Annotated in this window: 17 protein-coding genes and 1 pseudogene; 12 read left to right on the top strand and 6 right to left on the bottom strand. The window is 68.4% G+C overall.

The features are described 5' to 3' along the window. Positions 1-163 precede the first annotated feature (163 nt). Positions 164-814, bottom strand: a complete 651-nt coding sequence (gene msrA, locus V9K91_RS17370; RefSeq protein ID WP_306990528.1) for a peptide-methionine (S)-S-oxide reductase MsrA — start codon at positions 812-814, stop codon at positions 164-166. A gap of 30 nt (positions 815-844) precedes the next feature. Next, positions 845-1,111 (bottom strand): DUF2007 domain-containing protein, encoded by a 267-nt coding sequence (locus V9K91_RS17365; protein ID WP_068849355.1) that lies wholly within the window; start codon positions 1,109-1,111, stop codon positions 845-847. A gap of 290 nt (positions 1,112-1,401) precedes the next feature. Between V9K91_RS17365 and V9K91_RS17360 the strand changes: the two genes are divergently transcribed. Genes V9K91_RS17360 through rlmM form a run of 3 tightly spaced genes read left to right on the top strand, consistent with a single transcriptional unit; the run spans position 1,402 to position 4,810 of the window. Beyond that, on the top strand, positions 1,402-3,150 hold the full coding sequence (locus V9K91_RS17360) for a glutamine--tRNA ligase/YqeY domain fusion protein (RefSeq protein ID WP_095364631.1): 1,749 nt from the start codon (positions 1,402-1,404) through the stop codon (positions 3,148-3,150). Positions 3,151-3,178: 28 nt separating this feature from the next. After that, positions 3,179-3,739 (top strand): nucleoside deaminase, encoded by a 561-nt coding sequence (locus tag V9K91_RS17355; RefSeq protein ID WP_336443579.1) that lies wholly within the window; start codon positions 3,179-3,181, stop codon positions 3,737-3,739. Positions 3,740-3,763: 24 nt separating this feature from the next. Then, on the top strand, positions 3,764-4,810 hold the full coding sequence (gene rlmM / locus V9K91_RS17350; RefSeq protein ID WP_306989806.1) for a 23S rRNA (cytidine(2498)-2'-O)-methyltransferase RlmM: 1,047 nt from the start codon (positions 3,764-3,766) through the stop codon (positions 4,808-4,810). A 39-nt stretch (positions 4,811-4,849) separates the two neighbouring features. Here rlmM and V9K91_RS17345 read toward each other — a convergent pair whose 3' ends face one another. The 4 genes from V9K91_RS17345 to ubiH form a co-directional block, all read right to left on the bottom strand. Next, complete coding sequence (locus V9K91_RS17345) at positions 4,850-5,275, bottom strand: hypothetical protein (protein WP_095364629.1); 426 nt, start codon at positions 5,273-5,275, stop codon at positions 4,850-4,852. A 156-nt stretch (positions 5,276-5,431) separates the two neighbouring features. Further along, positions 5,432-5,746, bottom strand: coding sequence for a hypothetical protein (locus tag V9K91_RS17340; RefSeq protein WP_141236301.1), 315 nt, complete (start codon positions 5,744-5,746; stop codon positions 5,432-5,434). 117 nt (positions 5,747-5,863) lie between these two features. Continuing rightward, on the bottom strand, positions 5,864-7,039 hold the full coding sequence (locus V9K91_RS17335) for a UbiH/UbiF family hydroxylase (RefSeq protein WP_095364640.1): 1,176 nt from the start codon (positions 7,037-7,039) through the stop codon (positions 5,864-5,866). Further along, a complete protein-coding gene (gene ubiH / locus V9K91_RS17330; protein ID WP_068854550.1) occupies positions 7,036-8,241 on the bottom strand; it encodes a 2-octaprenyl-6-methoxyphenyl hydroxylase in 1,206 nt (401 codons plus the stop codon). The genes V9K91_RS17335 and ubiH overlap by 4 nt, the downstream gene beginning before the upstream one ends. An 86-nt stretch (positions 8,242-8,327) precedes the next feature. Here ubiH and V9K91_RS17325 point away from each other — a divergent pair, with 86 nt between their 5' ends. From V9K91_RS17325 to V9K91_RS17285, 9 genes and pseudogenes are all read left to right on the top strand, one after another. Further along, positions 8,328-8,912: a hypothetical protein gene (locus tag V9K91_RS17325; protein ID WP_068849342.1), complete on the top strand. Its 585-nt coding sequence runs from the start codon at positions 8,328-8,330 to the stop codon at positions 8,910-8,912. Positions 8,913-8,923: 11 nt separating this feature from the next. Then, a complete protein-coding gene (locus V9K91_RS17320; RefSeq protein WP_068849340.1) occupies positions 8,924-9,478 on the top strand; it encodes a cob(I)yrinic acid a,c-diamide adenosyltransferase in 555 nt (184 codons plus the stop codon). A gap of 28 nt (positions 9,479-9,506) precedes the next feature. Then, entirely contained in the window at positions 9,507-10,418 is a 912-nt protein-coding gene (locus tag V9K91_RS17315; RefSeq protein ID WP_068849338.1) for a histone deacetylase family protein, read from the top strand. A gap of 96 nt (positions 10,419-10,514) precedes the next feature. After that, positions 10,515-12,974, top strand: a complete 2,460-nt coding sequence (gene lptD, locus V9K91_RS17310; RefSeq protein ID WP_068849336.1) for an LPS-assembly protein LptD — start codon at positions 10,515-10,517, stop codon at positions 12,972-12,974. Beyond that, a pseudogene (locus tag V9K91_RS17305) lies at positions 12,971-14,260 on the top strand (peptidylprolyl isomerase); the annotation flags it as partial. The gene lptD and the pseudogene V9K91_RS17305, both read left to right, overlap by 4 nt. Before the next feature lie 73 nt (positions 14,261-14,333). Continuing rightward, a complete protein-coding gene (pdxA, locus tag V9K91_RS17300; RefSeq protein ID WP_336443578.1) occupies positions 14,334-15,314 on the top strand; it encodes a 4-hydroxythreonine-4-phosphate dehydrogenase PdxA in 981 nt (326 codons plus the stop codon). Beyond that, positions 15,311-16,126 carry a 16S rRNA (adenine(1518)-N(6)/adenine(1519)-N(6))-dimethyltransferase RsmA gene (gene rsmA, locus V9K91_RS17295; protein WP_068849330.1) on the top strand — a complete coding sequence of 272 codons (816 nt, stop codon included), beginning with the start codon at positions 15,311-15,313 and terminating at the stop codon, positions 16,124-16,126. The genes pdxA and rsmA overlap by 4 nt, the downstream gene beginning before the upstream one ends. A 21-nt stretch (positions 16,127-16,147) precedes the next feature. Beyond that, a complete protein-coding gene (gene apaG, locus V9K91_RS17290) occupies positions 16,148-16,531 on the top strand; it encodes a Co2+/Mg2+ efflux protein ApaG (RefSeq protein ID WP_068849328.1) in 384 nt (127 codons plus the stop codon). 13 nt (positions 16,532-16,544) lie between these two features. After that, complete coding sequence (locus tag V9K91_RS17285; protein WP_249833778.1) at positions 16,545-17,543, top strand: symmetrical bis(5'-nucleosyl)-tetraphosphatase; 999 nt, start codon at positions 16,545-16,547, stop codon at positions 17,541-17,543. Positions 17,544-17,681 lie beyond the last annotated feature (138 nt).

The following is a 17,681-nucleotide window of genomic DNA, read 5'->3' as shown; positions in this document are numbered from 1 at the left end:
GATGTTTTCTACAAGCCCCCATGGATGGGTTCACGGCGTGTCCCGCAAACCCGCACCCGCCGGCCCAGCTCAGGCCATGCGCAGGCTACCGGCTGTTCGCCAAAACGCATGAAGGTGCCGGGCAACGCCCGGCACCTCCAGCATCAAATGCAACCAGGAGCTGTTAAGCCCCAACCCCGATCGGGCAACTCACCCCAGTCCCACCAATCCCGCAATAGCCATTCGGATTCTTGGCCAGGTACTGCTGGTGGTAATCCTCAGCGTAGTAATACGTAGGCGCCGGATATTCGATCTCGGTAGTGATCGACCCCAGCCCAGCCTCGGTCAAGCGCTGCTGATACGCATCGCGGCTGGCCAACGCCGCATCGAACTGGGCCTGGGACGTGGCGTGGACCGCCGAACGGTACTGGGTGCCGGTATCGTTGCCTTGGCGCATGCCCTGGGTCGGGTCGTGGTTCTCCCAGAACACCTGCAGCAGCTCGCCCAGGCTGATGATCGCCGGGTCGAAGACCACCTCCACGATCTCGGTGTGCCCGGTCAGGCCCGAGCACACTTCCTCGTAGGTCGGGTTCGGGGTCACCCCGCCCGCATAGCCCACCGAGGTCGAATACACCCCCGGCAAGGTCCAGAACTTGCGCTCCGCGCCCCAGAAGCAGCCCATGGCGAAGCGGATGCGCTCCAGCCCGGCGAAGCCGTCCTTCAGCGGGTGGCTGTTCACGTAGTGCTGGTTGTGCAGCGGCAGCGGGTGCTCGCGGCCGGGCAGCGCCTCTTCCGGCCGCGGCAGGCGCTGCTTGAACGCTCCAATGCCCAACAGGCCCTTGGCAATACCCAACATGGCGCTCTCCTAGGCCGGCAACAGGCCGGCGCTTTCGTCACCGTCGAATATGGGGTCGTCCTGTGGCCCGCCCAAGTCCAGCCCGGCCACGATCTGCTCCGCCTCCGGGCGGGCCAGGTCCGGAACGCAGACCCGCAGCACCCCGAACAGCGGCAGCTCGCCCATCCCGCCCAGCAGCGACTCACCGAAAACGAAGGCCGGAATCCCGGCCGCCTCCAGCGCGTGCTTGACCAGATGGGCGTCGAACAGGTTGTCGGCCTGGTAGATCACGTGCATGGGGCAGGCTCCGGGCGAGTTCGTGGCCAGCATACGCGGTCGGCATGAACACGTGGGCCGGGGCTTTGCCGGGACCGGTCTGGGTGCTAGCCCCCTGAGTCAGGGGGCGGCCGCGAAGCGGCGGGGGTATGGGTGCTGGTGAGAAGGGGCCCAAGGTTTGCGCAGCAATCCTTGGGGCGACAGCGCGCATGCGATGGCGCGTACCCCGACCAACGGTCGGCACCTACCGTCTAACGCGTCCCGGGGGGACGCGTTAGACTGGCAATCTTTCTGCCTTCTGCCTGCGCATCATGTCCGAGCCTACTGCCACCCCTACCGACGCCCTTCCGGAAACCCACGAAAAGCGGGATTTCATCCGTCAGATCGTCCGCGAGGACCTGGCCGCCGGCAAGCATGCCGCGATCAAGACGCGCTTCCCGCCCGAGCCCAACGGCTACCTGCACATCGGCCATGCCAAGTCGATCTGCCTGAACTTCGGCATCGCCGGTGAGTTCGCCGGCGTCTGCAACCTGCGCTTCGACGATACCAACCCGGCCAAGGAAGACCCCGAGTACGTGGCCGCCATCCAGGATGACGTGCGCTGGCTGGGCTTCGAATGGAACGAACTGCGGCATGCCTCCGATTACTTCGACGCCTACTATCTGGCCGCCGAAAAGCTGATCCGCGACGGCAAGGCCTATGTCTGCGACCTCTCGGCCGAGGAAGTGCGCGCCTACCGCGGCACCCTGACCGAACCCGGCCGCCCCTCGCCCTGGCGCGACCGCAGCGTGGACGAAAACCTGGACCTGTTCCGCCGCATGCGCGCCGGTGAGTTCCCCGACGGCGCGCGCACCGTGCGCGCCAAGATCGACATGGCCAGCGGCAACATCAACCTGCGCGATCCCGCGCTGTACCGCATCAAGCACGTCGAGCACCAGAACACCGGCAACGCCTGGCCGATCTACCCGATGTACGACTTCGCCCATGCCCTGGGCGATTCCATCGAAGGCATCACCCACTCGCTGTGCACCCTGGAATTCGAAGACCACCGCCCGCTGTACGACTGGTGCGTGGACAACGTCGACTTCGCCCATGACGATGCGCTGACCGCGCCGCTGGTCGAACGCGGCCTGCCGCGCGAAGCTGCCAAGCCGCGCCAGATCGAATTCTCGCGTTTGAACATCAACTACACCGTGATGAGCAAGCGCAAGCTGATGGCGCTGGTCACCGAACAGCTCGTCGATGGCTGGGAAGACCCGCGCATGCCGACCCTGCAGGGCCTGCGCCGCCGTGGCTACACCCCGGCCGCGATGCGCCTGTTCGCCGAACGCGTGGGCATCAGCAAGCAGAACTCGATGATCGACTTCAGCGTGCTCGAAGGCGCGCTGCGCGAAGACCTCGACAGTGCCGCCGCGCGCCGCATGGCCGTGGTCGACCCGGTCAAGCTGGTGCTGACCAACCTGCCCGAGGGCCACGCCGAAACGCTGACCTTCTCCAACCACCCCAAGGACGACACCTTCGGAACCCGCGACGTGCCGTTCGCGCGCGAACTGTGGATCGAGCGCGAAGACTTCGCCGAGGTGCCGCCCAAGGGCTGGAAGCGCCTGGTGCCCGGTGGCGAAGTGCGCCTGCGCGGCGCCGGCATCATCCGCTGCGATGAAGTGATCAAGGATGCCGACGGCACCATCACCGAACTGCGCGGCTGGCTGGATCCCGAATCGCGTCCCGGCATGGAAGGCGCCAACCGCAAGGTCAAGGGCACCATCCACTGGGTCAGCGCCGTGCACGCCGTGCCGGCCGAAATCCGCCTGTACGACCGCCTGTTCTCGGTGCCCAACCCGGACGATGAGTCCGAAGGCAAGACCTACCGCGACTACCTCAACCCCGAGTCGCGCCGCACCGTCACCGGCTACGTCGAACCGGCCGCGGCCACCGCCGCGCCTGAACAGTCGTTCCAGTTCGAGCGCACCGGCTACTTCGTCGCCGACCGCCGCGACCACACCGCCGCCGCCCCCGTGTTCAACCGCAGCGTCACCCTGCGCGACACCTGGTCGGCGTAAGCCCCACCGCATTCGAAAGGCCTGTCCCATGCTGTACGCGCAAGTCCACCTCACCCTGCCCGCCTGGATCCATGACCAGATCGACCTGGCCCGTGCGTATCCCGGCGATGCCGCCAAGGTCGCCCTGGCGATCGAAATGTCGCGGCTGAACGTCGAGGCGGAAACCGGTGGCCCGTTCGGCGCCGTGGTGTTTGGTCCGGACGACCGCGTCATCGCGGCCGGCGTCAACCGCGTGGTGCCGCACAGCACCTCGCTGGCGCATGCCGAGAACATGGCCTACATGCTGGCCCAGCAGCGCCTGCAGACGCCGCGCCTGAACGACGTGCTGTCGCCGATCACCCTGGCCACCTCCTCGCAGCCGTGCTGCCAGTGCTACGGCGCCACCATCTGGGCCGGCATCGACCGGCTGCTGATCGGCGCCAGCGCGCAGGATGTGGAAGAACTGACCCCGTTCGATGAAGGTCCGCTGCCGGCCGACTGGATCGGCGAACTCAACAAGCGCGGCATCGAGGTCGTGCGCGACATCGAACGCGACGCGGCGCGCGCAGTGCTGCGCCAGTACGGGGAGATCAACGGTGCGCATTACTGATACCCACGCCATGGGCGTGCGTCGATGAGTGGCCTGCTGTGCCTGTGCCGGCAGGGCTTCGAGCCCGAACTTGCTGGTGAACTTGCCGAGCGTGCCGCCTACGCCAACATCGCCGGTTACGCCCGTACCCAGCGCAACGATGGCTACGTGCTGTTCGCCACCGACGAGGGCGCCGCGCTGTCCAAAGCGTTGCCGTGGCGTTCGCTGATCTTCGCCCGCCAGAAGCTGGTGGTGCTGGCCGAGCTGCGCGAGCTGGATCCAACCGACCGGATCACCCCGATCCTGGCCGCGCTGGACGGCCAGCAACGCTTCGGCGACATGTGGGTGGAACATCCCGATTCGGACGAAGGCAAGCCGCTGGCCGGCCTGGCCCGCGCCTTCGGCAATGCCCTGCGCCCGGCGCTGCGCAGGGCCGGCCTGCTCACCGACAAGCCCAACACCAGCCTGCCACGCGTGCATGTCGTGTTCGTTGACGGTCGCCATGCATTTGTCTGCGTGGCCGATACCCGCGACAGCGCTCCCTGGGCACTGGGCATTCCACGCCTGAAGCTGCTGCCCGACGCGCCGTCGCGCTCGGCGCTGAAGCTGGACGAAGCGCTGTTGACCCTGATGAGCCCGGAAGAGCGCGAGCAGCTGGTCAAGCCCGGCATGCGCTCGGCCGACCTGGGCGCCGCCCCGGGCGGCTGGACCTGGGTGCTCACCCGCCAGCACATGCACGTGATCAGCGTGGACAACGGCCCGCTGCGCGAGCACGTGCTGGAAACCGGCCTGGTCGAACACCTGCGCGCCGATGGGTTCCACTGGCAGCCCGAAGCGCCGCTGGACTGGATGGTCTGCGACATGGTCGAGCAGCCGCGCCGCGTGGCCGAGCGCATGGCCACCTGGTTCCGCGAGGGCTGGTGCCGGCACGCGATCTTCAACCTCAAGCTGCCGATGAAGAAGCGCTGGGACGAAACCCGGCTGTGCCTGGAGCTGTTCGAAGCGCAGGCCGGGCGACCGCTCACCGTGCGCGCCAAGCAGCTCTACCACGACCGTGAGGAAATCACGGTACTGGCGTGGACCGGGCGATGAAGGACGCGCGGCAGCGCTGGCTGCTGCGCTGAGAAGGGCTCAGCCCCTGGCGGGCCCCCGGAAGTGCTGCAGGCTGCGGGTCAGTTCCAGCGCTTTGTTCAACTGATTCAGGCGGTCATTGTTCCAGCTGTCATGGGCTCCGGAGGCCAACCGGGCCGGACCACGCTGGCGCTCGAGGTCGCGCTGCAGGGATTTGAGGCTGTTCAGCAGGAGCTTGGCCTGGCCCTCGGTCGGCGCGGCGGCGCCCTTGGAGCGGGCAAATTTGTCCAGGTTCACCTGGGCCCGAAGGCCATCCTCGCCCCGGCAGCCGATGCCGTACTGGTGGCACCTGTTGTTGATGTGCGTGATCAGTCCATTGAAATCCCTGGCGGCCGCCTCGGGATGGGCAACGATCGCGCGCACGGTCTTTTCAGCGTTGAACGACGCCGGCCGGAAAAGCTGGTTGAGAACCTCGGCAATGCTCATGATTCTTCCTCGAGAAGGGGAGCGACGCGTCCGCACCCGTTACGGTGGAACGCCTCCAGACCCGTTCAGTCTGCTGAAACGCAGGGGCCACCCACTTTCAAGAATCAATCATCCCGGGCTCGTCGCGCCAACGCGGGGGCCTCACCGCCGCACGCATCAGCCCTGGCGACGCCGGTTCAACGCGAGGCACTGCTTGACCGGGATACCCTGCTTGTGGGACAGCAACAGCTTCACGAAGTACTGGCAACTGTCGCGATCGACGTCGTCCTGCCGCACGGCCGCCACCGTGTGGACCTCACCGCCGACCGCGCGGGCCTCCGGGATGTCACGCAGCGGCTTCGACGCCACACCACGGTTGTGTATGGTGGTGAGCTGCAAGCCAAGCCTGCCAGAGACGCCTTGCGGAGCGCGGCCGAACATGCGGTTCGCCGACGACGGCTGTTGGGTACGATCAAGGGGCGAAAGTGCCATGGGGGAGTTCCGGAAGATGGGAAGCGCGACGCGCTGTCGAGGCCGGACAGCGCCAGCCGCGCCACAGTCTGCGCAGTGGCAGCCCAGCCCACTTCCAGATTTCGATCTCCCCGGGACCTACAGCCCCGCCGCGCGCTTCCACAGTGCCGACACCAGTGGCGGCAGGCGGCCCACGCCGCCCAGCGCGCAACCACGCGCCAGCGTCAAATGCATCTCGTCGTTGGAGAAAATGGTGTTGATCGCGTCAAAGCCATAGGCCGACACCGTGTTCTCGCTGCGGCGTTCGCGTGCCCAGCGCTGCAGGCGGTCGGGCGAAGCCCAGTCCTGGCGTCGCTGCTGCGCACGCAGCACCGTGGCATGCAGCGCCGCCACATCGCGCAGGCCCAGGTTCACGCCCTGCCCGGCCAGCGGATGCACCACATGCGCGGCATCGCCCAGCGCCAGCACGCGGCCTGCCACGTAGGCACTGGCCAGCTGGCGGCGCAGCGGGAAGGCGGCGCGCCGCGAGGCCAGGGTCATCGCGCCCAGCCGGGCGCCGAAGGCGCGGGTCAGCTCGGCGTTGAAGGCGGCCTCGTCCAGCCCCAGCACGCGTTCGGCCTCCGCATCAGGGAGCGTCCACACGATGGAGTTGCGGTGCGTGCCGGCCGGCAGCACCGCCAGCGGCCCGGTGGTCAGGAAGCGCTGCCAGGCCGTGGCCTGGTTGTCCTGTTCGGTATCGATGTAGGCGACCACGCCGCGCTGCGCGTACTCCTGGCGGCTGACCTGCACGCCGGCCAGGCGGCGCAGGGTCGAGTCCGCGCCGTCGGCGGCGATGGCCAGCGCGGCGTCCAGCCGGCGCCCGTCCTCCAGCCGCACGCGCACGCCGTCGGCATCCTGTTCGAGCCCTTCCACCCGTGCCGGGCAGCACAGCTGCACACCCGCCGCCGGCAGGGCCGCCCACAGCCGGTCCACCAGCAGGTCGTTTTCCACGATCCAGCCCAGCTGCTCACGGCCCAGGCGGTCGGCATCGAACTGCAGTTCTTCACCGCCGGCGGCGTCCCAGACCCGCATGCGCCGGTACGTGCAGGCGCGCGCGGCCAGCACCGCCGGCCATACGCCGAGCGTACGCAGCAGCTTCGCGTTGTCAGGCGCGAACGCATACACCCGCAGGTCCGGCTGCTGCGGCTGCCACGCTGGCGGTTCGCGGCCTTCGACCAGGGTGACCTCCAGCCCGGCATCGGCCAGCGCCAGCGCGCAGGCGGCGCCCACCACGCCGCCGCCCACCACGATCACATCGCGCGCGCGCCGGCTCATGCGCCGGCTCCCCGGCACAACGCCGGGACCTCGCCGCGGAAGCCCATGGCACCGCCGACCAGCATCGACTGCATCGAGGTCGCCTGCGCTGCCAGCAGCCCGAGACTGCGCAGCGGGCGCATCAACGGCGCGGGATTGCTGGTCAGCCGTGCCAGCCCGCCGGAGAAGGCGATGGTCTGGCGGCGATCCTCGTCCCGGCGCGCGACATGCGCCTGCAGCAGCGCATCGCTGCCCACGTCGTCGGCCGTTTCGATCAGCTCGGCCAGGGTCAGCGCGTCGCGCAGGCCCAGGTTGAAGCCCTGCGCGCCCAGCGGATGGATGGTCTGCGCCGCATTGCCCAGCAGCACCGCGCGCTCGCCCACCAGTCCCTGCGCCAACACCTGCACCAGCGGGTAGGCACTGCGCGGGCCGCTTTCCAGCAGCCGCCCCGCGCGCCAGCCGATGGCCTGCTGCAGGCGCGCCAGCCAGGCCGCGTCGTCCAGTGCCAGCACCGCATCGGCCTGGTCGCGGGCCACGCTGTGCACCGCCCCGTAATGGCGGTCGCCCCGCGGCAGCAGGGCGGTCGGGCCGGTATCGGTAAACCGTTCGAACGCGGTGCCGTCCGGCGCGCGCGCCGAGCGGACGCGGGCCACGAACAGGGTCTGCTGGAAATCATGTTCGTCCACGCCGATGCCCAGCCCCTCGCGCACGCCACTGCGGGTGCCATCGGCGCCCACCACCAGCCGCGCCAGCAGGGTGCGCTCACCGGCATCGTCTGCGATCACCACTTCGCGGCAGCCATCGATCGTGGCGCCCAGCCGCACGAACCGCGCTGGCCGGTACCGGGTGAGGCGGCGCAGGCCCTGCAGGCGGGTTTCCAGTGCCTGGCCGAAATCGCGCGCCACCACCACCTGGCCGAACCACGGGCGATCGTACTGCGCAGCGTCCATCTGGACCCGGCCGAAATCACCGGCGCGGGTGACCTGGATGCGGGTGATCGGCCCCACCGCCGAGCCCAGCAGCGGCATCACCCCCAGCGCGGTCAAGGCATTGACCGTGGCGGCGGCAAAACTGAGGTTGCGCTGGTCGAACACCGGCGGCAGCGCGCCGGGCGGCGCGATCTCGACCAGCCCGACATCGCGGCCGGCCCGGTCCAGGGCAATGGCCAGGCTGGCCCCGACCAGGCCGCCGCCCACGATCACTACGTCATGACGTTCACTCATGCCGCCCATGATAGTGCGTGCGGCCCGGCTACGCCCCGTGGCGGCAGGCGCTAGAATGAACGCTGGACTCCCGACGCCTGCCCCCCATGACCCCTACCGCCCAACGCGCCTTCATCCTGCTCGTGCTCGTGCTGCTGATGGCGGCGACCCGGGTCAATCACTTCGCGGCGATCCCCGACGCGTCGTGGGCGGTGTTCTTCATTGCAGGCTTCCACCTGCGCAGCTGGACGCGCTGGGCCTTCCCGCTGCTGATGGTGCTGGCGATCGTGATCGATGTGCTGGTGATCCGCGCCAGCGGCATCGGCTACTGGCAGCACTACTGCGTCTCGCCGGGGACCGCACTGCTGGTGCCGGCCTACTTCGCGATGTGGGCCGGTGGCGCGCTGCTGCGCCAGGGCTACCACGGCGCGGACTGGACCGCGCTGGCCAAGGGCTCCGTGCTGCTGCTGGCGGCGGTGGCGGTGTGCCACCTGTTCGCGCAGAGCGGCTTCTACTGGACCAGCGACGTGGTCGCCGCCCCCACGCTGCAGGGCTGGGCACGCAACTATGCGGACTGGTTCCTGCCCTACCTGCGCACCGCCGCGATCTACGTCGGCCTGGCCGCCGCGCTGCAGCTGGCCACCGAACAGGTGGTCAAGCTGCTGCACGCCCGCCGCGACGCGCTGCACTGAGCCCGGCACGCATGGGCAACCGGCTGTCGCGCATCTACACCCGCACTGGCGATGACGGCAGCACCGGCCTGGGCGACGGCAGCCGGGTCGCCAAGGATGCGGCACGGGTCAACGCCTTCGGCAGCGTGGACGAGGCCAATTCGGCGCTCGGCGTGCTGCTGGCGGTGGCGCTGCCCGATGACGTGCGCGCCCTGCTCACCACCGTGCAGCACCAGCTGTTCGACCTGGGTGGCGAGCTGTGCATTCCCGGCCATGCGGCAATCCAGGCGGGCGACGTCGCGGCACTGGAGCGCCACCTGGACCACTACAACGCCGACCTGCCCGCGTTGAAGGAGTTCATCCTGCCCGGTGGCGGCGAAGCCGCCGCACGCTGCCATCTGGCCCGCACCATCGTGCGCCGCGCCGAGCGCGAAACCGTCACCCTGGCCCGCCAGGAGCCGGTGCGCGCCGAAGCGCTGCACTACCTCAACCGGCTGTCGGACCTGCTGTTCGTGCTGGCCCGCGTGCTCGCCCGCGCCGACGGCCACGGCGAGGTCCTCTGGCAGCATACCCGCCGCCACGGCTGAGCCGCCCCCGCCCCGGAACCCCGTCCGCATGCTGGTTTTCACCCACCCCGCCTGTCTGCAACACGATCCCGGGCGCGGCCACCCCGAATGCCCCGAACGCCTGCAGGTCGTGCTCGATGCCCTGCGTGCCAGCTACCCCGACCAGCTGGACTGGCGCCAGGCGCCGCCGGCCAAGTTCGGCGAGCTGGCGCGCGTGCACGACAGCGCGCTGATCGACCTGGTGCTGGCGCCACAGACCGAACCGCTGCGCCTGATCGACATGGACACGATGACCTCGCCCGGTTCGGCCAGCGCCGCGCTGCATGCCGCCGGCGCCGGCGTGGCCGCGGTGGATGCCGTGATGCTGGGCGGGGATCCGGTGGCGTTCTGCGCGGTGCGCCCGCCCGGCCACCACGCCACCGCGACCACGGCGATGGGGTTCTGCCTCTTCAACAACATCGCCATCGCGGCCGCGTACGCGCGCGACCGCTATGGGCTGGAGCGGATCGCGGTGGTCGATTTCGACGTCCACCACGGCAACGGCACCCAGGACATCTTCGTGGCCGACCCGCGCGTGGCCTACTACAGCACCCACCAGGCCGGGCTGTTCCCCAACTCGGGCCTGCGCCGCGACCGTGGCGCGGGCAACCTGCTCAACATCCTGCTGCCACCGGGCAGCGGCAGCTTCCGCTTCCGCAACACCTGGGCCGACGAGATGCTGCCGGCCATAGACGATTTCCGCCCGCAGCTGCTGCTGGTCTCGGCCGGTTTCGATGCCCACCTGCGCGACCCGCAGGCCGACCTGATGCTGGAAACCGAGGATTTCGCCTGGATCACCGCCGAGCTCCGCCGGCTGGCCCGTCGCCATGGCGGCGGCCGCATGGTCTCCATGCTGGAGGGCGGATACGACCTGCAGGCGCTTGCCGAATGCTCCGTCGCGCACGTAGGCGCGCTGCTGTGAGATGAACCTGAACCCTTGGCTGCAGCAAGCCTTCATTGCCCCTATGCAAGGGATGGGGCAAGCTACGATCCGTTTTCGTCCGAATCCGAATCCCGCGTGCGCCGAGCCCTCCGCCTGCTGCCTCTCCCCCTGAGCATCGCCATCTGCCTGCCGGCCATGGCCGACGACAAACCGGTGAACTGGGGCTTGTGCCCGGTGACCGATGTCCTGCCCGCCTTCCAGGACGCCCCTGTGGCGGACAAGGCCGCGGCCGAAACCCGCGACCAGCAACCCACCGATATCGAAGGCGACGCGCTTAGCGGTACCAGCACCGTGCCGCAATACCAGGGCAACGTGGCGCTGAAGCGTGGCGACCAGTTCCTGGGCACCGATCACCTGAGCTTCGACACCGAAAGTGGCAACTACATAGCCGAAGGCAATGTGCGCTACCAGGATTCGTCGATCCGGATGACGGCCAAGCGCGCCGAAGGCAACCAGGAATCGGACACGCACAAGATCAGCGACATCCAGTACCAGCTGGTGGACCGGCGCGGCCATGGCGGCGCAGACTCGATCGACCTGCAGGGTTCGGTGGGCCAGATGCACCGCTCGACCTATACCACCTGCGACCCCTCGCAGCCGGTGTGGAAACTGTCGGCGCCGCAGATCGACGTGGACAATGACGAAGGCTTCGGCACCGCCCGCAACGCGGTGCTGCGCATCGGCAACGTGCCGGTGCTGTGGGCGCCGTACTTCAAGTTCCCGATCGACGACCGCCGCCAGACCGGCCTGCTCTACCCGCAGCTGGGCATGTCCGGCCGCAACGGCTTCGATTATGCCCAGCCGATCTACTTCAACCTGGCGCCGAACTACGACGACACCCTGACCCCGCGCTACATGAGCAAGCGCGGCCTGATGCTCGACAACGAGTTCCGCTATCTGTACGACGGCGGCCGTGGCGAACTGCAGACCGCCTACCTGCCCAATGACAAGCTGCGCGACCGCGACCGCGGCCAGGTCGAATACCAGGGTTACCACAACATCGACCCGCACTGGCAGGCCCGCGCCAACATCGCCTGGGTCAGTGACGAGCGGTACACCGAGGACTTCTCCAGCAAGCTGCTGGGGGTGACCACCTCGAGCCTGCAGAGCCAGGTCGGCATCTACGGTACCGGTGAAAACTGGACGGCCGGGCTGATGGCCGACTACTGGCAGAACACCGATTACACGCTGACCGACGCGTCGCTGCCCTACTCCCGCCAGCCGCGCCTGTTCGCCACCTGGGACAAGCCGCTGCTGCCGTGGCTGGAAGTGGGGGTCTACGCCGAGGCGGTGCACTTCACCCATGACGACGTCGACCAGAAGGTCGTGGATGCTGACGGCGAATACATCCGCAATGGCGTGGTCACCCCGTACTTCAACGGTTCGCGGCTGGATGTAAAGCCTTACGTCACCTTCCCGTTCGCCGGCGCGTCCTGGTATGTGACCCCGACCCTGGCGTACCGCTACACCGGGTATGAGCTGGACCGTGGACTGGCCGACCAGACCCGACTGCAGGCATTGACCGACGCAAATGTCGATCTGGGCACGCTCACCCCCGACCAGCTACGTGGCAACACCTCGCCGCACCGCGGCGTGCCGATCGCCAGTCTCGACGCAGGCATGTTCTTCGACCGCGAGACCACCATCGGCGGCACCTCGTACCTGCACACGCTGGAGCCGCGCCTGTTCTACCTGCGCACGCCCTACCGCGACCAGAGCGATCTGCCCATCTTCGATACGCGCGACTTCACCTTCAGCTGGGGCCAGCTGTTCCGCGATTCGCGCTACACCGGTGCTGACCGCCAGAACGACGCCAACCAGCTGACCATGGCGCTGAGTACCCGCTTCATCAACCAGGAAACCGGCCGCGAGCGCTTCTCCGCCAGCATCGGCCAGATCCTGTATTTCGACGATTCGCGGGTGACCCTGCCGGGCACCACCTCGCAGGTGGAACAGGGCAAGTCGGCCTGGATCGCCGATACCAATTACGCCATCAACGACCGTTGGAACCTGGGCGCCACCTACCAGTGGGATCCCAAATACAAGCGCGAGGACCTGGCCAGCGTGCGCGCGCGCTACCTGATGTCCAACGACGGCATCATCAACCTGACCTACCGCCACCGTCTCAACACGGCCGCCCCGGCGACGGCGACCAAGGAAGAACGCACCCTGCTGGAGCAGGTGGACCTGTCCTTCCTGTACCCGATCAACCAGACCTGGAGCCTGGTGGGGCGCTACTACTACTCCATCGAAGACAAGGCGCCGCTGGAAATCATCGGTGGCGTGCAATGGGACAGCTGCTGCCTGGCGGTCCGCGCACTGGCCCGCCGGTACGTGCGCAACCGCGAAGGTGAGCTGAACAATTCCTTCCAGATCGAGTTCGTGCTGAAGGGCCTGAGCTCCATCGGCCAGAACACGGACCGCACTTTGCGCCGTGCTATTCTCGGGTACTACCGAGACGACCTCTATCTCGTGCCGCCCGCCAACACGGGCGCCCCCACGCGCGAAGACTACGATCCCAATCTGATCCCATGACCAAGACCTTCCCCGTCCTACTCGCCTCCCTGATCGCGGTCAGCACCGTTTCCGCGCCGCTGCAGGTGCTGGCCCAGCAGAGCCAGTCGCTGGACCGCATCGCCGCCATCGTCGACGAGGATGTCGTGCTGCAGAGCGAGCTGGACCGCGCCATCGTGAACATCAAGGCCCAGTACGCCGGCCGCGAAGGCCAGCTGCCGCCGGATGACGTGCTCAGCCGCCAGGTGCTCGAGCGCCTGGTGCTGGTCAAGCTGCAGGTCACGCGCGCCGAAGGCAGTGGCATCAAGGTCAGCGACCAGGAGCTCAACCAGGCCCTGAACGCGATTGCCCAGCAGAACGGGTCCAACCTGGACGCCCTGCGCCAGCGCCTGGCCGCCGATGGCGTGGATTTCAACGACTTCCGCAGCTCGGTCCGCGATGAAATCACCGTGCAGCGCCTGCGCCAGAGTTTCGCCCAGAGCCGCATCAGCGTCAGCGAGGGTGAAGTGGATGCCGCGCTGAAGCAGGAAGCCACCGCAGGCACCCAGTACCACCTGGCCCACATCCTGATCGCCCTCCCCGAAGGCGCAACCGCCGAGCAGATCGCCACCGGCCAGCAGAAGGTCGACGGCGTGAAGGGCCTGCTGGACAAGGGCGAGCTGGACTTCAACGCGGCCGCCGTCCGGTACTCGGACAGCCCCAACGCGCTGGAAGGCGGCGACCTGGGCTGGCGTTCCCTGGATGAGATTCCCGGCGCGTTCGCGAAGATGATGAGCGGCATGAAGGCCGGCGACGTTGTCGGCCCGCTGCGCGGCCCGAGCGGTTTCCAGCTGCTCAAGCTGGTGGAAGTGCGCGACGCCAGTGCCGCCACCACCGGCCAGACCATCACCGAATACCACGGCCGGCACATCCTGATCCGGGTCAACGACCAGCAGGACAACGCCACCGCCAAGGCCAAGATCGACTCGATCCGTGCACGCATCGCCGGCGGCGCCGACTTCGAGGCCGAAGCCAAGGCCTCGTCCGAGGACACCAACAGCAAGGGCCAGGGCGGCGATCTGGGCTGGTTCCCGGCTGACGCGTTCGGCCCGGACTTCGGCAAGCAGGTCACCGGCCTGAGCGACGGTGGCGTCAGCCAGCCGTTCCGCACCGACGCTGGCTGGCACATCGTGCAGCGCGTGGCGACCCGCCAGACCGATTCGGGCACCGACAACAAGCGCGCCCAGATCCGCGAGACGATCGGCCGCCGCAAGCTGGAAGAAGAGTACAACCGCTACCTGCAGGAACTGCGCGGCGAAGCCTACGTGGACCTGCGCACCCCGGCAGCGGCCCCGGCCACTGCTCCGGCCCCGGCCGCCACCAAGCCCTGAGGCACTGGCAATGATCCCGCAGCTCGCTCTGGTACCGGGCGAGCCCGCCGGGATCGGTCCTGAACTCTGTCTTCGCCTGATCCAGCAGCCGCGCACAGATTGCCGGCTGCTGGCCTTCGCCGACCCGGATACCTTGCGGGCGGCCGCAGCGGCGCTGTCGCTGCCATTGAACCTGCTTCCTGAAGATGCCATCGCCCGCCAGCCGGGCGATCTGCCGTTGCGCGAGGTCCGCAATGCGGCCCCCTCACGCTTCGGCCAGGCCGACCCGGCCAACGCCGGCGCGGTGATCGGCGCCCTGCTGCAGGCCGGCCAGGCCTGCCTGGACGGCCACCTGCACGGGGTAGTCACCGGCCCGGTGCACAAGGCGGTCATCAACCAGGGCGGGATCGCCTACAGCGGCACCACCGAACTGCTGGCCGACCAGGCCGGGGTGGAGGTGGTGATGATGCTGGCCAACGACATCGTCCGGGTGGCGCTGGCCACCACCCACCTGCCGCTGCGCGCGGTGGCCGATGCGATCACTGCGGACGGCCTGGCGCGCACGCTGCGGATCGTGCACGGTGCGCTGCGTGGGGCATTCGGCATTGCCGCGCCGCGGATCGCCGTGCTCGGGCTGAACCCGCACGCGGGCGAAGACGGGCACCTGGGCCGGGAGGAACTGGATCTGCTGATTCCGCTGCTGGCGCGGCTGCGCGCTGAAGGGATGGACCTGATCGGCCCGCTGCCAGCCGATACCGCCTTCCTGCCGCAGAAGCTGGCCGGGTTCGACACGGTGCTGGCGATGTACCACGACCAGGGCCTGCCGGTGCTCAAGTACAGCGGTTTCGAGCAGGCAGTGAACATCACCCTGGGCCTGCCCTACCCGCGCGTGGCGGTTGACCACGGCACCGCGCTGGACCTGGCCGGGCGCGGCACCGCCGACCCGTCCAGCCTGCTCGCCGCCACGCAGTGGTGTGCCCGGCTGGCGCGCCAACGTACACTGGTGCCATGACTTCCCCGCATTCCCCCTCGGCCGCCGGGTTTACCGCGCCGGCCAAAAAGCAGCTGGGCCAGCACTTCCTGGCCGATCGCACCTACATCGACAAGATCGTCCTGGCGGTCAACCCGAAAGACGACGACCGCCTGGTCGAGATCGGCCCGGGCCAGGGTGCCATCACCCTGCCGTTGCTGCGCCGCCACCCGCGCCTGACCGTGATCGAATTCGATCGCGACCTGATCGCGCCGTTGACCGCCGCCGCTGAGCCGCTGGGCGAACTCACCATCATCCACCGCGACGTGCTGCAGGTGAACTTCACCGAACTGGCCGGCGACGGCCAGATCCGGCTGGTAGGCAACCTGCCCTACAACATCTCCTCACCGATCCTGTTCCACGCGATGGACCATGCGGCGGCGATCCGCGACATGCACTTCATGCTGCAGAAGGAAGTGGTGGACCGCATGGCCGCCGCGCCGGGCAGCAAGGTCTACGGCCGGCTCAGCGTGATGCTGCAGGCGTGGTGCAAGGTGACCTCGCTGTTCGTGGTGCCGCCGGGCGCGTTCCGTCCGCCGCCGAAGGTCGATTCGGCCGTGGTCCGGCTGGTGCCGCGCGATCCCGACACGGTGGGCATCATCGACCGCCGTCGCTTCGCGGACGTAGTTCGTGCCGCCTTCGGCCAGCGCCGCAAGACGCTGCGCAACGCACTGAATGGGGTGGTGACGCCCGAGCAGTTCGAAGCGGCCGGGGTGCGCAGCGATGCGCGCGCCGAGCAGCTGGAAGTGGCGCAGTTCATCGCGTTGGCGAACGTGCCGCGCGCGGAAGATTGAAACTCCCTCTAAACTGCCTGCATGAACGACGCTGCACACTATGCGATCTCGGTCGAGGTCGCCCCGCGCTTCCTCGATGACCAGTCCACGCCCGAGGACGGGCGTTTTGCGTTTGCCTACACGATCCGCATCCATAACGCCGGCCGCGTGGCCGCGCGGCTGGTGGCCCGCCACTGGCGGATCACCGACGGCAACGGTCGGGTGGAGCATGTGGACGGCGATGGGGTAATCGGCGAGCAGCCGCGGCTGCGCCCGGGTGAAGACTTCCGTTACACCTCCGGTGTCATGCTGGAAACCGAACACGGCACGATGCAGGGGCATTACGACATGGTGGCCGACGATGGCACCGAGTTCGCCGCCCCGATCGCGCCCTTCGTGTTGACCATTCCGCGCACGCTGCACTGATGGAGGCGCACGCATGAGTGTCTGGGCCATCGGCGACCTGCAGGGCTGTTACGACGTCACCCAGCGTCTGCTGGAGAAGATCCGCTTCGACCCGGCGGTGGACAAACTGTGGTTCTGCGGCGACCTGGTCAACCGGGGCGGCCAGTCGCTGGAAACGCTGCGGCTGGTGCATTCGCTGCGCGATCAGAGCGTGGTGGTGCTGGGCAACCATGATCTGTCGTTGCTGGCCGTCGGTGCGCGCACCGAGGAAGAGCAGCGCAAGGTCAACCCGGACCTGCTGCGGATCGTGCAGGCCGAGGACCGCGACGTACTCCTGGAATGGCTGCGCCTGCAGAAGCTGGTGCACGTGGACCGTGAGCTTGGCTGGATGATGGTGCACGCGGGCCTGGCCCCGAAGTGGACCACGCAGCTGGCCGAGAAGCACGCACGCGAGGTGGAGGTGCAGCTGCACGGCAGCGGCTACCGCAAGCTGTTCCGCAACATGTACGGCGACAAGCCGGGCTGGTCGCCCGGGCTGGCCGGTTACGACCGTTCGCGGGCGATCATCAACCTGCTCACGCGCATGCGCTACTGCACGCCGCGCGGGCGGATCGGGATCGAGGACAAGGGCACGCCGGGCACGCAGGAGCAGGGGCTGTATCCCTGGTTCGAGGTACCGGGCCGGGTCGAGCGCGATCTGAAGATCGTGTGCGGCCACTGGTCGGCGCTGGGCCTGACGATCACCCAGGGCGTGCATGCGATCGATACCGGTGCAGTGTGGGGCGGCAAGCTCACGGCACTGCAGCTGGACACCGAAGAACTGCGCGTGGTGCAGGTGCCGGGCCGCGATGTGCCCAAACCGGTTGCACCGCCGCGTCCGCAGGCACGGCGTCCGGCCGGCGAAGGTAATCCGGGCAACGGCAACAGCAACGGCCGGCCTCCGCGTGGTCAGCGCCAGAATCAACAGCAGCAGCCGCGTCGTGCGCGTGAGCCAGCTGGGAATGCGGGCGACGGTACGCCGACTACCGCGTAACGCCAAGGCCAAAGCCAAAGCCAAAGCCCTGGCCTGCGAACGTATCTGCGCTGGGCCGGCGGGGGCGGGGGTACGGGGGGCGCCGTGAACCCATCCTTGGGGGCTCTTGCGAAACATCCATGTTTCGCAAAGCCCCCG

This window comes from Stenotrophomonas sp. CCNWLW57, assembly GCF_037203925.1.
GTDB lineage: Bacteria > Pseudomonadota > Gammaproteobacteria > Xanthomonadales > Xanthomonadaceae > Stenotrophomonas > Stenotrophomonas rhizophila_A.
The sequence above is the reverse complement of the archived record's forward strand: the minus strand, read 5'-3'. Positions and strand labels throughout refer to the sequence as shown.

Excerpts from the sequence above, each read along its gene's own strand:
- V9K91_RS17365 (WP_068849355.1), bottom strand. The coding sequence starts at position 1,111 with ATGCACGTGATCTACCAGGCCGACAACCTGTTCGACGCCCATCTGGTC.
- rlmM (WP_306989806.1), top strand. The coding sequence starts at position 3,764 with ATGAGTGGCCTGCTGTGCCTGTGCCGGCAGGGCTTCGAGCCCGAACTT.
- V9K91_RS17320 (WP_068849340.1), top strand. The coding sequence starts at position 8,924 with ATGGGCAACCGGCTGTCGCGCATCTACACCCGCACTGGCGATGACGGC.
- pdxA (WP_336443578.1), top strand. The coding sequence starts at position 14,334 with ATGATCCCGCAGCTCGCTCTGGTACCGGGCGAGCCCGCCGGGATCGGT.
- V9K91_RS17325 (WP_068849342.1), top strand. The coding sequence starts at position 8,328 with ATGACCCCTACCGCCCAACGCGCCTTCATCCTGCTCGTGCTCGTGCTG.
- V9K91_RS17335 (WP_095364640.1), bottom strand. The coding sequence starts at position 7,039 with ATGAGCCGGCGCGCGCGCGATGTGATCGTGGTGGGCGGCGGCGTGGTG.
- apaG (WP_068849328.1), top strand. The coding sequence starts at position 16,148 with ATGAACGACGCTGCACACTATGCGATCTCGGTCGAGGTCGCCCCGCGC.
- ubiH (WP_068854550.1), bottom strand. The coding sequence starts at position 8,241 with ATGAGTGAACGTCATGACGTAGTGATCGTGGGCGGCGGCCTGGTCGGG.
- rsmA (WP_068849330.1), top strand. The coding sequence starts at position 15,311 with ATGACTTCCCCGCATTCCCCCTCGGCCGCCGGGTTTACCGCGCCGGCC.
- V9K91_RS17345 (WP_095364629.1), bottom strand. The coding sequence starts at position 5,275 with ATGAGCATTGCCGAGGTTCTCAACCAGCTTTTCCGGCCGGCGTCGTTC.
- V9K91_RS17355 (WP_336443579.1), top strand. The coding sequence starts at position 3,179 with ATGCTGTACGCGCAAGTCCACCTCACCCTGCCCGCCTGGATCCATGAC.
- V9K91_RS17340 (WP_141236301.1), bottom strand. The coding sequence starts at position 5,746 with ATGGCACTTTCGCCCCTTGATCGTACCCAACAGCCGTCGTCGGCGAAC.
- V9K91_RS17285 (WP_249833778.1), top strand. The coding sequence starts at position 16,545 with ATGAGTGTCTGGGCCATCGGCGACCTGCAGGGCTGTTACGACGTCACC.
- V9K91_RS17315 (WP_068849338.1), top strand. The coding sequence starts at position 9,507 with ATGCTGGTTTTCACCCACCCCGCCTGTCTGCAACACGATCCCGGGCGC.
- V9K91_RS17360 (WP_095364631.1), top strand. The coding sequence starts at position 1,402 with ATGTCCGAGCCTACTGCCACCCCTACCGACGCCCTTCCGGAAACCCAC.